General features: G+C 69.6%; 10 protein-coding genes and 1 pseudogene. 3 read left to right on the forward strand and 8 right to left on the reverse strand.

Going from position 1 to position 13,911, the window contains the following annotated elements; all coding sequences use genetic code 11:
* Positions 1 to 4: 4 nt before the first annotated feature.
* The 4 genes from PGH47_RS01110 to PGH47_RS01125 all read right to left on the reverse strand — a co-directional run bounded on the left by PGH47_RS01110 (position 5) and on the right by PGH47_RS01125 (position 5,130).
* The gene (locus PGH47_RS01110) at positions 5 to 1,828 is read right to left on the reverse strand and encodes a glycoside hydrolase family 2 protein (protein WP_271661767.1); all 1,824 of its coding nucleotides are present in this window, start codon (positions 1,826 to 1,828) and stop codon (positions 5 to 7) included.
* Between the two features lie 66 nt (positions 1,829 to 1,894).
* On the reverse strand, positions 1,895 to 2,794 hold the full coding sequence (locus PGH47_RS01115) for a carbohydrate ABC transporter permease (RefSeq protein WP_271661768.1): 900 nt from the start codon (positions 2,792 to 2,794) through the stop codon (positions 1,895 to 1,897).
* Between the two features lie 2 nt (positions 2,795 to 2,796).
* Positions 2,797 to 3,747, reverse strand: a complete 951-nt coding sequence (locus PGH47_RS01120) for a carbohydrate ABC transporter permease (RefSeq protein ID WP_271661769.1) — start codon at positions 3,745 to 3,747, stop codon at positions 2,797 to 2,799.
* A 21-nt stretch (positions 3,748 to 3,768) separates the two neighbouring features.
* Positions 3,769 to 5,130 (reverse strand): extracellular solute-binding protein, encoded by a 1,362-nt coding sequence (locus PGH47_RS01125; protein WP_271661770.1) that lies wholly within the window; start codon positions 5,128 to 5,130, stop codon positions 3,769 to 3,771.
* Positions 5,131 to 5,403: 273 nt separating this feature from the next.
* On the opposite strand from PGH47_RS01125, the gene PGH47_RS01130 reads away from it, so the two are divergent.
* Positions 5,404 to 6,486, forward strand: coding sequence for a LacI family DNA-binding transcriptional regulator (locus tag PGH47_RS01130; protein WP_271661771.1), 1,083 nt, complete (start codon positions 5,404 to 5,406; stop codon positions 6,484 to 6,486).
* Positions 6,487 to 6,501: 15 nt separating this feature from the next.
* On the opposite strand, the gene PGH47_RS01135 is transcribed toward PGH47_RS01130, so the two are convergent.
* Together PGH47_RS01135 and PGH47_RS01140 are read right to left on the reverse strand one after the other, a co-directional pair.
* Entirely contained in the window at positions 6,502 to 7,218 is a 717-nt protein-coding gene (locus PGH47_RS01135) for a hypothetical protein (protein WP_271661772.1), read from the reverse strand.
* A 67-nt stretch (positions 7,219 to 7,285) separates the two neighbouring features.
* Positions 7,286 to 7,819, reverse strand: a complete 534-nt coding sequence (locus PGH47_RS01140) for a hypothetical protein (RefSeq protein ID WP_271661773.1) — start codon at positions 7,817 to 7,819, stop codon at positions 7,286 to 7,288.
* 279 nt (positions 7,820 to 8,098) lie between these two features.
* On the opposite strand from PGH47_RS01140, the gene PGH47_RS01145 reads away from it, so the two are divergent.
* Complete coding sequence (locus PGH47_RS01145; RefSeq protein ID WP_271661774.1) at positions 8,099 to 8,383, forward strand: hypothetical protein; 285 nt, start codon at positions 8,099 to 8,101, stop codon at positions 8,381 to 8,383.
* 176 nt (positions 8,384 to 8,559) lie between these two features.
* On the opposite strand, the gene PGH47_RS01150 is transcribed toward PGH47_RS01145, so the two are convergent.
* Complete coding sequence (locus PGH47_RS01150) at positions 8,560 to 9,630, reverse strand: glycoside hydrolase family 43 protein (RefSeq protein ID WP_271661775.1); 1,071 nt, start codon at positions 9,628 to 9,630, stop codon at positions 8,560 to 8,562.
* Positions 9,631 to 9,945: 315 nt separating this feature from the next.
* On the opposite strand from PGH47_RS01150, the gene PGH47_RS01155 reads away from it, so the two are divergent.
* Positions 9,946 to 13,221, forward strand: coding sequence for a LamG-like jellyroll fold domain-containing protein (locus tag PGH47_RS01155; RefSeq protein WP_271661776.1), 3,276 nt, complete (start codon positions 9,946 to 9,948; stop codon positions 13,219 to 13,221).
* 101 nt (positions 13,222 to 13,322) lie between these two features.
* On the opposite strand, the pseudogene PGH47_RS01160 reads toward PGH47_RS01155, so the two are convergent.
* A pseudogene (locus PGH47_RS01160) lies at positions 13,323 to 13,868 on the reverse strand (ArsR/SmtB family transcription factor); the annotation flags it as partial.
* Between the last annotated feature and the right edge of the window lie 43 nt (positions 13,869 to 13,911).

Consider the following 13,911-nt stretch of genomic DNA (forward strand, 5'->3'; position numbering starts at 1 on the left):
GACCTCAGTCCGTGTCCTCTTCCTCGATCGCCGCCGGGCGCTGCTGTGCGGCACGGACGCGGTCGACGTCGAGCTTGGAGCCGCGGTCGAAGCGGTAGATGCCGTTGCGCTCCTGGAAGACGTCGGTCAGCTGGGTGTAGCAGTAGCCGAACATGTCGCGATCGTCGAGCAGTGCGCCGGTGAGGCCGGCGAAGCGGGCGTGGAACTCCTCCTCGTCCCGGACGCGTTCGCCGTAGCCCCAGGACTCGGTGCGGTCCTCGCCGGACTGGGCGGCGGCCGCCTCGGGGTCCCACCAGATGCCGCCGAACTCGCTGACGAAGTACGGCTGACCTCGATACGGCACCGAGTAAGGGGCGCCGCTCTCATGGGCGTTGACGAACGGGGCGTCCTTGGCCAGCCCGGACATCAGCTCGCAGAAGGCTTGGGGGTCCTGCTCGTAGTGGTGTGAGTCGTAGATGTCGGTCTCGGTGACGCGGTGGGCGTAGCCGGAGGCGTCGATCACCGGGCGGCTGGCGTCCATCGCCTTCGTGGCCAGGAACATCGCGCGGGTGACGTCGTCGAGCCGGGTGATGCGGTCGTGGAGCTTCTGGTACGTCTCGTTGAGCGGGCACCAGCCGATGATCGAGGGGTGGGAGTAGTCCCGTTCGACGGCTTCCAGCCACTGGGCGACGTACGAGGCGTCGGGCTGCTGGTTGTCGCCCGAGGAGCCGCCGACCTCGCAGCCCCAGTCGCCGAACTCGCCCCAGACCAGGTAGCCGAGCCGGTCGGCGTGGTAGAGGAACCGCTCCTCGAACACCTTCTGGTGGAGCCGGGCTCCGTTGAATCCGGCCTCCATGGCCAACTCGATGTCGCGCACCAGGGCTTCGTCGGTCGGCGCGGTCATCAGCCCGTCCGGGTACCAGCCCTGGTCGAGGACGAGGCGCTGGAAGACGGGGCGGCCGTTGAGGAGGACGGCCTTGCCGCGCAGGCCGACGGCGCGCAGACCCGCGTAGCTGTCCACGCCGTCGACCACTTGGCCGGTCGCGTCGAGGAGTTCAAGCCGCAGGTCGTACAGGTGCGGATCCTGCGGGCTCCACTCCCGGCGCCGGTCGTCGGGGACGGACAGGTGCAGGCGCGGGGCCAGGTCCAGGTCGGCGCGTGCCTCGGTGCGGCTCACCTCGCCGTCGGCGTCGCTGAGGACGGCACGTACCCGGTGGCCGGGGCGGTTGCCGGAGATCGGGAGTTCGAGGTGGAAGGCGGAGCCGGCGAGGTCGGGGGTGATGCGGGGGCGCCGCAGATGCAGCTCGGGGACGGGCTCCAGCCAGACGGTCTGCCAGATGCCGGTCACGCGGGTGTAGTTGCAGTCGTGGTTGGCGTACTGGATCGCCTGCTTGCCGCGGGCCTGCGGGCCGGACTTGGGGTCGCGGGCCCGGACGGTGATGACGACCTCCTCACCGCTGCCGGCGATGTCGCCGAGGTCGGCGGTGAAGGGGGTGAAGCCGCCGCGGTGCCGGGCTACCTCCTTGCCGTCGGCCCACACGGTGGTGTCGTGGTCGACGGCTCCGAAGTGCAGCAGCACCCGGCGTCCGGCCCATTCGGCGGGCAGGGTGAGGGCGCGCCGGTACCAGACGGCCTCGTGGAAGTCGGTGTCGCCGATGCCGGACAGCTCGGACTCGGGCGGGAAGGGCACGAGGATCTCGTCGCGCAGTTCGCGGCCGAGCAGGCCGCGTTCGAGCCCGCTGTCCCCTCGGTCGGTCTCGAACTGCCAGGCGCCGTTCAGGTTGAGCCAGTCGCGGCGCACGAACTGCGGTCGCGGATACTCCGGGCGCGGTACGGAGGGGGTGGGCACACATGCTCCAGTCGATCGGGGGCCGGCGGGTTGCCGCCGGTCTGTGAGTACGGCGAGGGGGTGAGGTCAGGAGCCGCCGAGGCCGGTGGTGGCGACGGAGTCGACGATGCGGCGCTGGAAGAGGAGGAACACCACGATCAGGGGCAGCGCCGCCAGCAGTGCGGAGGCCATGGACTGGGCGTACTGGATGCCGAAGGCGTCCTTGACGGTGGCCAGGCCCACGGGGAGGGTCATCAGGTCCGGGTCGTTGGTGACGATGAACGGCCACATGAAGTTGTTCCACGCGCCGATGAAGACGAAGATCGCCACGGCGGCGAGGATCGGCCGGGACAGCGGGAGCACGATCGACAGGAACACCCGGAACTCCGAGGCCCCGTCCATGCGGGCCGCGTCCTCCAGCTCACGCGGGATGCCGTCGAAGAAGCGCTTGAGGATGAAGACCATCATGGGCGCGACGACCTGCGGCAGGATGACCGCCGCGTAGGTGTCCACCAGGTTGAACAGCAGCATCTGCTCGAAGAGCGGTACGACGAGCAGTTGCGGCGGGACCAGGATGGCGGCGACCGTGACGGCGAGCAGGGTCCGGCGGCCGCGGAAGGTGCCGCGGGAGAAGCCGTACGCGGCGAGCGTGGAGACGACGACCGTGATCAGGGTGACGAGGCCTGCGATGAGGAAGCTGTTGAAGGCCCAGACGGTGACGTTCCCGCGTTCCAGGATCTGCTGGTACGCCTCGGTCGTGAAGGCGCCCTTGATCGGGGAGAGTCCGGGCGACGCGGCGTCCTGCTCACTCTGCACCGAGGTGGCGACGGCCCAGACGAACGGCAGCAGCCAGACGGCGGCGAGGACGGCCAGCGCGGTGCCGGCCAGGACGCGCGGCAGCCGGCCGTGTCCGAGGACGAGGGAGGGTTCGGCGGGCGCCAAGGGGGGACGGCGCCGCGGGCGAAGGGGTGTTGCGGTGGCGGACACGGTCAGTCCTCCTGGCGGAAGAGACGCAGTTGCACGAGCGAGACGACGATGACGAGGGCGAAGAAGAGGTAGGAGACGGCGGAGGCATAGCCGAGCCGGTAGCCGGTGAAGCCGACGTCGTAGACGTATTCCAGGACCGGGCGGGTGGAGCCGTTGGGGCCGCCCTTGGTGAGGATGTAGATCTGGTCGAACACCTTGAGCGACGCGAGGACTTGCAGCATCGCGACGAGCGCGGTTATCCGGCGCAGTTGCGGCAGGGTGATGGACCACAGGCGCCGCCAGGCGCCGGCGCCGTCCAGCGCCGCGGCCTCGTAGTAGGTCGAGGGCAGGGACTGGAGCGCGGCGAGGTAGAGCAGGAAGTTGAAGCCGACCGTCCACCAGACGGTGAGGGCGGCGATCGACCACATCGCGACGGATTCGTCGGAGAGCCAGCCGACGGGTGCCATGCCGATGGTGTCGAGGAACTGGTTCGCCAGGCCGAGTTCCGGCTGGTAGAGCCAGGTCCAGATGAGCGTCACCACGGTGACGGGCAGCAGGTAGGGGGCGAAGAAGGCGAGTCGCCACGCCCACTGTCCGGCGAGGCCGCTGTGCACCAGCAGGGCCATCGCCAGTGCGATCAGTACCAGCGGAACGCTGGAGATGGCGGTGAAGACGACCGTGTTGCCGAGGCTGCTCCAGACGTCCGGATCGCCGAACGCCTCGGCGTAGTTGTCGAAGCCGACGAAGGCCGTGTCACGCAGGGCGAGTGAGCTGTCGGTGAAGCTCATCCAGAGCCCGTGCACGATGGGCCAGACGAGGAACAGGGCGAAGACGAGCAGGAACGGCACGACGAAGACGAGGCCGGGGCCCTGCGCGGTCCGGCCGGCCTTGAGGCCGATACGGCGGAGGCCGCCTGGGCGGTCGGAGGCCGCGCCGGTCACGGTGTCGGTGCCGGGGGGTGCGGTGGTGGTCACGTGGGTCACTCCTTCTGCTCGTCAGGCCACCGGGTTGGGCTGCCGGAGCAGCGTGTCCGCCTCGCGGACCATCTGGCGCACCGCCTTCTCGGCGGAGGTGTTGCCCAGCAGTGCCGCCTGGAGGGGCTGGCACATCCGGTTCTGGAAGTTCGAGGCGGCCCCGGCGAACCAGTTCGGCGGGTCGAGCACCGCGACCTCTCCGGCGTCCGCGTAGGAGGACTGCGGGTCGAGGGCGGCGTACTCCGGCTCGGCCAGTACGGGCTGGTAGGCGGGGATGTGACCGGCGGTGGCCCAGGTGAGGCTCTGCTTGACCATCTCGGCGATGTACCGGTGGGCCCGGCGGCGCCGGGCCGGGTCGGGGTTCTCCTGGTGCGGGAGTACGAAGCTGTGGCTGTCGGTGTAGACGCCCGGCTTCTCGAAGACCTGCGGGAACCGGGCGGCGCCGAGCGGGATGCCGGACTTCTTCAGTGTGGGCAGCTCCCACTCGCCGAGCATGATCATGCCGCCGCGGCCGCCGATGAACCCGGCCATCGCGCCGTTGTAGTCGAGGTTGTTGGGGTTGGTACGGCCGTCGAACAGCTGCTGCATGAAGGTGACCACGCGGACGGCGGCGTCGACGTCGATCTGCGGCGGGCCGCCGTCCGGCAGGGTGAAGGTGGCGCCGGTCTGGGCGTAGAAGGCGGCGAACTGCCGCCAGGTCTGGGCGGTGTCGGTGACGTGGCCGAACAGGATGCCCTTCTGCCCCGTCGCCTTCGCCAGCGCCTTGCCGGCGTCGAGCAGGGCCTCCGGGGAGCCCATCGGCGCCAGTTCACCGGAGGAGTCGAGGAGACCGGCCTTGTCGGCGGCCTCCTTGTCGTAGAACACGATGAAGGGGTGGACGTCGAGCGGGATGGCGTAGACCGTCCCGTCGTGCTGCGTCCGGGACCAGACGGCCGGTGCGAAGTCCTTCTGGCCGACGCCGAATTCGGCGAGGAGGTCCAGGTCGAAGGGGTCGAGGAGGCCGCCGGGCGCATACCCGGCCAGTCGTGAGAGGTGCATGATCGCCACGTCGGAGGCGCGGCCGCCGGCGGCGGACATGGCCAGCTTGGTGTAGTACGACGGGCCCCAGTCCAGGATCGTCCGCTCGACCTCGAAGCCCTGCGGGCCCTTGGAGACGGCCTTGATCATGTCGTCCATCAGCATGCCGTCGCCGCCCTGGAACAGGTCCCAGACGCTCAGCGCCGAGGAGTCGGCGGCGGCCGGGGACGCGCAGCCGGACAGCGGGCCGGCGGCGAGCAGCGCGCCTGCGGCGGCCGTGCCGTTGCGCAGCAGTCGGCGGCGGGTGAGATCAGGTGCCGCACCGGGTGCGGGCGCTGGTGGTGAGGCGGAGAAGCGGGTGAACATCGCGGACCTTCCGACGGCCGGACACGCATGCCGGACCGGCGGTGGAGCACGCATGGGGATGGTGATCCACCGCCTGGGTCAGGCGGGGGCGCACCGGTCGAGCCGATGCGATGGCTAGTTTTTACATCGATGTACATTGGCTGTAAAGAGCCAGGAGGCGCGGCCTGAATTCGAGGGCCCATCAGGCCGGGCGGACCCGCTTCCGATCCGGCTTCGGATCCGCGACCTGCCGGGACATAAACTCAGCAGCTCCGAGGGGCAGGGAGGGTTCTGGTGGCACGACCAAGGATCAAGGACGTCGCGCGGCTCGCGGGTGTGTCGGAGAAGACGGTCTCCAACGTCATCAACGACTACACCCACGTCTCCGACCGGACCAGAAGCGCCGTCCGCGATGCCATCGAGGAACTCGGCTACAAGGTGAACCTGGCCGGCCGCCATCTGCGCCAGGGCCGCACCGGCATCATCGCCCTCGTCATCCCCGAACTGGACGTCCCGTACTTCGCGGAGCTCGCCCGGCATGTCATCCGCGAGGCGGAGCGGCGTTCCCTGACGGTGCTGATCCACCAGACCGGCGCGGATCGCGATCACGAACTCGCGGCGCTGACCGGCTTCGGCTCCAGCTTCGTCGACGGGGTCATCCTCAGCCCGCTCGCCCTCACTCCCGACGACCTGCGCGACCGTGCGGGGTCCCCGCCCACCGTGCTGATCGGCGAACTGCTGGAGGAGGGCGCCGACCACGTCGCCATCGACAACGAGAAGGCCGCACGGGAGGCGACCGAGCATCTGCTCGGCCTCGGCCGCCGCTCCATCCTGGTCATCGGCGGACGCAACGACTCAGGCCTGGGCACGGCCGAGGCCCGTACCCGTGGCTATCGCGCGGCGCTCGCGGAGGCGGGCATCGCCTACGACCCGGCCGCCCTCCTGCCCGTCGAGTCCTTCCGGATGCCCGACGGTGCCGAGGCGGTGGCCCGGGCGCTGAGCGAGGGCGCCCGCCCCGACGCGCTGCTGTGCCTCAACGACCAGCTGGCCCTCGGCGCGCTGCGCACACTCCACGAGCACGGCGTCCGGGTGCCCGACGAGGTCGCCGTCATCGGCTTCGACGACGTCGAGGCCGGACGGTTCAGCGTCCCCACCCTGAGCACCGTCGCGCCCGACAAGGCCGCGGTCGCCCAGGTCGCGGTAGAGCTGCTGCAACGCCGGATGGACGAGGCCACGGGATCCGCCCCGGCGGACGCCTCCTCGACCGGCGTGCGGTCACCTCAGGACCTTGTGGTGGCGCACCGACTGGTACTGCGCGAAAGCACAGAAGGAGCCACCGGTCCGCTGCCGCCGCGCTCCCGGCCGGCGACATCCTGATCAGACTCGGCCGCGTCAGGGTCGGCCTGTCGCGGTCCCGTTCGGGGTGCCGTCCTGACCCGGTTCGGGGCCGAGCTGCTCGTACACGGGTGTGAACTCGAAGGGGTACTGCACGCAGGACTCCCCCGCGAAACACTGGGCGGCATGGCGGCGCATCCGGGGCCCGTAGGTTCCGTGGTGGATCAGATCCGTATAGGTCTCCCGTTCGCCCAGGCCCAACAGGCCCGCCGTGTCGGCCAGATAGACGTCGAAGCCCGGGTACATGAGCCCCAGGTAGGGCAGGTCGTCCAGGTCGAGGGCGAGCACCGGGTACTCCCCCTCCTCGTCAGGGTCGGTGACGGCCAGGATGCGCCGGGAGTCCGAGCCGCCCGGCAGCAGGAAGCACTCGGGGAAGCGCCCGGACAGCCACGCGAACTCCGCACCCCAGAAGTCACCCATCTCGTCACCCACCAACTGGTCCAGTGGCCGCGGCGCGAAGTCGCCGTCCGGAGTGAACCACTTGTGCCGCTCCAGCAGGCTGATGTCGTACGCCAGCCAGGCGCGCAGGCTCGGCGGCAGCGGGCGCCCGGAGGGGAAGGCGGCGTCGGCGAGCAGCGCCTCGTCCATCGGGTTGGCGGCCCCGCCTTCCACCCAGGGCACATTCACGTACGGCAGCAGGTACGGGAGGGCGCTGGCCGCCGGATCGCGGCGCACCGCGGCTATGACCTGTTCCGTCAACGGCAGTCCATGCATGGGACTTTCCTCGTGTTCGCTCGTCAGGATGGAAGAGGTGGTGTGCCGGCCTGTGCCCAGTAAGTGCTCAGGGGAGATAGGGCTTGGCCCAGTTCGCGAACCGCTGCCCCAACTCCGCCTGTGCCGCCGAGAGGACGGCCGCCGGGTCGTGCGCCACGGGCAGCGCGAAGTGCCGGTCGAGCCAGGCCACGTACTCGTCGTGGCGGTCGGAGTGCGGCTCGTCCTCGGAGCGGTAGTAGTACGCCTCGTCCCAGTCGACGCTGATCTCCGCGTCGAAGCCGAGAAGTTGGAACAGCTCCCGCAGATTCCGGGCCACGACGTGCTGACCGCCCTCGTCACCGAAGACGACCACGGGCAGACCGGCGGCATCGGTTCGGTCGTCGAGCCGCCAGAGCGCGTAGAAGGAGCCGCCGCCGGTGGCCTGCGCGAAAGGAATCAGCCGGCCGGTGAACTCGCGGTCGTCCGACCAGCCCGCCACCAGGCCGGACATGTCGCCGTACTCCGTCAGCCCGAAGCCGTCGGCGTAGTTCTCGTATCCGACCCCGTCCTGGAATTCCTTGAGCAGGTTGAGTTCCGCGACAGGCGAGTATTCCGTGGGCACCGCGTCTCCTGATGGTGAATCTGGGCGTGTGGATTCAGTCGGCACTCGGACGTGTCCTCGCCTCCCGAACGGCATCCTCACATCCCGCACTGACAACGCCGGCCGTACGGGGCGATCAGAGCCCGCACCCACGGTGCCGTGCTCCGCCCGGCCCCTCCGTTCGGACCACCGACGGAGCCTTTTCCAGTGATTTACGCCGGCCCCGCGCACGACGTACCAGCCATCGCGGGTACGCCGTCTGCGCAGATCACGGCCTCACGATCCATGAGGAGAGCAGCCATGTACGCAGTGGTTCGGCGGTACGCAGAGGTGACCGATCCGGCCGAGGCGGGACGCCGGGTGAACGAGGAGTTCGTGCCGCTCCTGCGCCAGGTCCCGGGCTTCGTGGCCTATTACTGGGTCGATGCCGGGGGCGGCGTCATGGTATCGACGGGAGTCTTCCAGGACCGCTCCGGCGCCGAGGAGTCGACGACCAGGGCGAAGGACTTCGTACGGGACCGCCTCGCCGAGCTGCTCCCCAACCCGCCCCAGGTGACGGCGGGCGAGGTGGTGGCGCATTCTTGACTTCCTCCGTCCCGTGAACGGGGCGGCTTCCCATCCGCATCGAAGTGCGGCCCGGTGGGTGGTTGACTCAGGTCAGCCGCTTGCGGGCTCGCCGCCGTCCGTCGCGACGCCGGAAGAGGCCGCCCGGATGGTGGAGGACCAGGCACCGGCACCGAGGTTCTGAGCGACACCGGCCCTCACTCGAAGAACTTCAGGCTCCAGCCGGTGTTCGTGTTCGGGCCGGGGACGTTCGCCCGGCTGTAGGTGGTGTTGCCCCACCAGCAGAACGTGCCCGTGTACCAGTACCGGTTCTCCCACGCGTACGGCGTCCCCTTGGCGACCGCGTGGAACATCAGCGGGAACCTCGGTCCGGCGGGCGGGCTCGTGGCGATGTCGCCGTCGAGCAGGACGAAACTGTGGTGGCCGGGGCCGTTGACGTGCAGGGTCGGGTCCCAGCCGGACATCATCGTGCCGCGGTTGGAACCGAACAGGCAGCCGTTGGACTTGTACCAGTCCCACACGTACGTCGGGTCGCCACCGGCGCGCAGCCGCAGTTCGGCGAGGCAGTACTGCTCGCTCCAGCTGCCGTTGGCGGAGTACACGATGTGCAGTTGCCCGTTGGGGTCCTTGACGGCCTCGGGGGCCTCGTTGATGAACGGGTTGCCGACCACCCGCTCCCAGCTCTCCCGGGGCTGTGAGATGACGTAGCGGGCGCCGGTCGGAGTGGTCGGGCTGTTCATGCGGGCGATGTAGAGGTTCTGCTCGACGTTGGTGTCGCCGGCCCAGCCGGACCACACGAACCAGCGCTGCCCGTTGAAGGTGAAGAGGGTTCCGTCGATGGCCCATTTGCCGTCCGGCAGGGCCAGTTGGGTCTCGCCGGTGTATCCGCTGTCCGGGGCGGCCGAGCTGATGACGTACATCCGGTGGGCCGGTCCGCGGCCCGCCGAGAAGTAGATGTAGTAGCGGCCGCCGTCCCGCACGATCTCGGGTGCCCAGACCTCGCCGAGGTTGCGGGTGTCGGACCAGACCTGCCGGGCGGGTGCCGTCGCCAGAGCGTCCGTCGACGGGGCCTGCCGGACGGCGATGCCGCCGCCGGCCGACTGCACCGAGATGTAGGTGCCCCCGACGCGGAGCACGCTCGGATCCGCCGCCCGCAGGCTCGTCTGTCCCGCCTCGGCGGGATCGGCGGCCGTCAGGGACAGCACGGCGGCGAGCACGCCGGACAGCAGCACGGCCGCGGCGCCGGTGACCCGGCGCGGAAGTCTCATGGTCACCCGGGCGCCTCGCTTTCCATCGATGGAACAGCTCCCCAGCAGCATTGTTGTGAGTCGCGGGCATGTCAATGCTCGCGAGGCTCCCGTGCCGCAAGTCGCCTGCGACAGACGCCCGGTGAGGGTGAATGACCGAGTGGTGCGCGAGGTCTGGACAGCGGTCGAGGGCCGTGCTGTCATTTCGGCGTCGCAAAATTTCCAACGTTGAAAGAAACGCCCGACCGCGTCCGTACCGGTCCTCCGTCATTCCTGCGGGCTGGCCTTTCCAGCCGACCGGTCCCGGTCCGCGACACCCGTGCAAGGAAAGGTTCGATGACAAGACAACACATCCGCCCACGGGCCAGACTCTGGGCGCTGCTGGCCACGGCCGCTCTCGTTGTGCCCCCGAGCGGTCTGGCCGCCACCGCGTCGGCAGCGGAGCCGACCGGCAGCGCCTCGGCGCTCGCCACCGAAGCAGCCGACGTCGAGGTGCACGGCCTGAAGGGCGAGTACTTCTCCATGTCGGCCCCCGGCGCACGGGACTTCGCCGAACTCGGTGGCACGCTGCTCGACCCGCAGATCAACTTCTCCGGTCTGACCAGCACCTTCCAGGAGCTGAACGGCAGGACGGAGCACACGACCGCCCGTTGGACGGGCCAGATCGAGGCACCGACCACCGGCGACTACACCTTCTACGCCATCGGCGACAACGGCTTCCGCCTCTACATCGACGGCGAGCCGGTCATCGACCACTGGGAGCCGGACTGGGACAAGGAGCAGACCAGCGCCGCGATCCGGCTGAACGCGGGCGAGAAGCACGACTTCCGCCTGGAGATGTTCCAGGACTTCGGCGGCGCCAACATGTTCCTGCGCTGGGCCGGCCCGGGCCTGTCCAAGCAGCTCGTGCCCATGTCGGCGTTCACTCCGCCCGAGGGCTTCGAGGTCTACCCGGTGGAGACGTCCGTCGCCACGGACGGCCGCCGTCTGCGGGCCCGTTTCGAAGGCAGGGTCGGTGACATCGGGGCGGTCAAGGACCACCTCAAGATCGAGGCCGACACGACGGCCATGCCGCTGAAGTCGGCCGCCGTCGATCCCCGGGACCGCAACTCCCTGCTCGTGACGCTCGCCGAGCCCATCCAGAAGAACCAGCAGGTGCGGGTCACCTACGACGGCGAGGGCGGCCTGACCTCGGGCGGCGAGACCGTGCCGAAGGTCATCCGCTACGCGGACAACGCCTCCACCCACCGGCTCACCACCAAGTGGGGCGACAAGGTCGACAAGCAGAACCCGCTCCCGGAGTACCCGCGTCCGCAGCAGGTGCGCTCCAAGTGGAAGAACCTCAACGGCCCCTGGCAGTTCAGCGGCGCCAAGGCCGGCGAGCAGCCGGTGTTCGGCAAGGACCTCGACGAGAAGATCGTCGTGCCGTACCCGGTGGAGTCGCAGCTCTCCGGTCTTGAGCGGCACGAGGACCACATGTTCTACCGCCGGATGGTGAACGTCCCCAAGGACTGGAACGTCGGCAAGGACGGCAAGGGCAACCGGCTCAAGCTGAACTTCGGCGCCGTGGACTACCAGGCCCGCGTCTTCGTCAACGGCACGAAGGTCGCCGAACACACCGGTGGCTACGACGCGTTCAGCGCCGACATCACCGACGCGCTGAAGGGCACCGGACCGCAGGAGGTCGTGGTCGCGGTCACCGACACCGGCGGCGCCGACCAGCCGATGGGCAAGCAGTCCACCAACCCGGGCGGCATCTTCTACACCCAGTCGTCGGGCATCTGGCAGACCGTCTGGATGGAGCCGGTCGCGAGCGCCGCGATCGATAACGTTGTCTCCACGCCGGACATCGACACGAGCAGCCTCGCGGTGACGGTGGAGTCGGGCAAGGCGTCCGCCGGGGCCCGCGTCGAGGCCGTCGCCCGCGACAAACGCGGCAATGTCGTCGGCAAGGTCAGCGGGCCGGCCAACAAGCAGCTGCGGCTGCCGGTCGCGAGGCAGCACCTGTGGAGCCCGGACGACCCCTACCTCTACGACCTCGACGTCAAGCTCACCGACGGCAGGTCGACCGACAAGGTCGGCAGCTACTTCGGTATGCGCAAAATAGGCATCGCGAAGGTCGGCGGTTTCCAGAAGCTGGTGCTCAACGGCAAACCGGTCTTCTCCCTCGCCACCCTCGACCAGGGCTTCTGGCCCGACGGCCTGTACACGGCGCCGAGCGACGAGGCCCTGGCCTTCGATCTGAAGGCGCACAAGGAACTCGGCTTCAACGCCGTGCGCAAGCACATCAAGGTGGAGCCCGCGCGCTGGTTCTACCACGCCGACAAACTCGGCCTGCTGGTCTGGCAGGACTTCGTCTCCGGCAACATCACCAACGAGACCGGGCAGCGCGCCTTCGTCGACCAGGGCCGGGAGATGATGCGCGAGCACCACAACGCGCCGTCCGTGATCGGCTGGATCGTCTTCAACGAGGGCTGGGGCGAGTGGGACCGCACGGAGACCGGCAAGATCGCCGAGTCCGTGAAGGAGGCCGACCCGTCGCGTGTCGTCAACGCCCACAGCGGTGTCAACTGCTGCAATTCCAAGGGCGATTCGGGCAAGGGCGACATCATCGACCACCACGACTACAACAACGAGGACCCGCCGTTCCCCGACGACAAGCGGGCGGCGATGGACGGTGAGCACGGCGGCTTCACCCTGCGCACGCCCGGGCACATGTGGCCCGGCGCGCCGACGGTGATCTACAGCGGCGTCAACGACAAGGAGGCGCTGACCCGCAAGTACGTCGAGAACACCGAGAAGTTCTACCTCGACCAGGCCGGGGCCGAGCTGTCCGGTTCGATCTACACCCAGATCTCCGACCTGGAGAACGAGCTCAACGGCCTGTACACGTACGACCGTCGGGAGATCAAGGTCGACCCGGTCCGGGTCCGTGAGATCAACCGCAAGGTCGTCGCCGCCGGCGCCGCGGCGGGCGAGCGGCAGCCGCTGAAGGGCGGCGGGCACTGGGCCCTCGACGAGGGCACCGGGACCACGGCGAAGGACGACGGCCCGAACACCAAGCCCCTGACGCTCTCCACGGGCACCACCTGGACGCCCGGAGTCAGCGGCAGCGCGCTGAAGTTCGACGGCAACGGCCAGTACGCCGAGACCGACGGGCCGGTGCTGGACACCACCGGAAGCTACTCGGTGTCCGCGTGGGTCCGGCTCGACGAACTCCCCGGCAACTACGCCACCGCGGTCAGCCAGGACACCCGGCGCCAGACCAGCCCGTTCTACCTCCAGTACGGGCAGGGCGCGTTCGCCTTCAGCACCCCGGGCGAGAGCCGTGCCCGCCTGGTGACCACACCGGAGAAGGGCCGCTGGTACCACCTGGTCGGCGTCCGCGACAGCGCCGACAACACCATCAAGCTCTACGTCGACGGAAAGCCGGCGGCGACCGCCACCGGCGGCGCGGCCTACCCCAGCACCGGTTCCCTGTCCGTCGGCCGCGCCCAGTGGGGCGGCAACGCCGTCGACTTCTGGAACGGCGCGGTCGACGAGGTCCACGCCTACGACAAGGCCCTCACCGCCGAGGAGGTGAACACGCTCTACACGGACGAGAAGCCGTGACACCAACGGCAACGACTGGGCCCCGGCGGGATGGCTCCCCCGCCGGGGCCCGTTCGCATCCATGCCTTTGACCGCGAAACGGCGGGTGCCCCCAGATGCCCTCAGCCCGAACCGGCGACCAGCGCCTCGCCGAGCGGGGTGCCTCGGTAGAGCACCGACCGTCCGGACCGGGCGCGGACGAGCAGCCCCGCGCCTCGCAGGATGGCGAGGTGGTCTCCAACCGCGCCAGGTGCCATGGCGAGGCTTCGGGCGAGGTGGCTGGTGCTCGCCGGGGCGTCCAGCGCCAGCAGCAGCCGGGCTCGGGACCGGCCCACCAGAGCGGTCAGCGCGTCCGGTTGGGAGACGGTCTCCTGTTCACCCCACAGGGCGGCGGTGCCGCGGGCACGGTAGACCAAGGTCCTGGGCCAGGGGTCTTCCAGGTGGGCGGCGATGTGCCCGACGCAGACGGAAGGGATCAGCAGTAGCCCGTCGCCGGCGAGGCGGACTGTTCCGCCTCGGAAGAAGCCGATCTCGATACCGCCGTCGCGCCAGGCGATGCCCGGGTGCAGGCTCTCGATGGTCGTGGCCCAGCCGTGTTCGCCGATCACACCCACCCGGTGCACGACATCGCGCTCACAGATCGCGCGCAGTTGCGGCCAGTGCGCGGCGCGGCGGTGCTTACAGTCGGCTGGATGCTCACCTGGCACCCGC

Origin of the sequence: Streptomyces sp. HUAS 31, from assembly GCF_028198125.1 — a bacterium.
In the GTDB taxonomy this organism is placed as follows: Bacteria; Actinomycetota; Actinomycetes; order Streptomycetales; family Streptomycetaceae; genus Streptomyces; species Streptomyces chartreusis.

Bases quoted from the DNA above. Each gene is read 5' to 3' on its own strand.
- PGH47_RS01135 (WP_271661772.1), bottom strand. From the start codon at position 7,218: ATGCATGGACTGCCGTTGACGGAACAGGTCATAGCCGCGGTGCGCCGC.
- PGH47_RS01145 (WP_271661774.1), top strand. From the start codon at position 8,099: ATGTACGCAGTGGTTCGGCGGTACGCAGAGGTGACCGATCCGGCCGAG.
- PGH47_RS01155 (WP_271661776.1), top strand. From the start codon at position 9,946: ATGACAAGACAACACATCCGCCCACGGGCCAGACTCTGGGCGCTGCTG.
- PGH47_RS01150 (WP_271661775.1), bottom strand. From the start codon at position 9,630: ATGAGACTTCCGCGCCGGGTCACCGGCGCCGCGGCCGTGCTGCTGTCC.
- PGH47_RS01125 (WP_271661770.1), bottom strand. From the start codon at position 5,130: ATGTTCACCCGCTTCTCCGCCTCACCACCAGCGCCCGCACCCGGTGCG.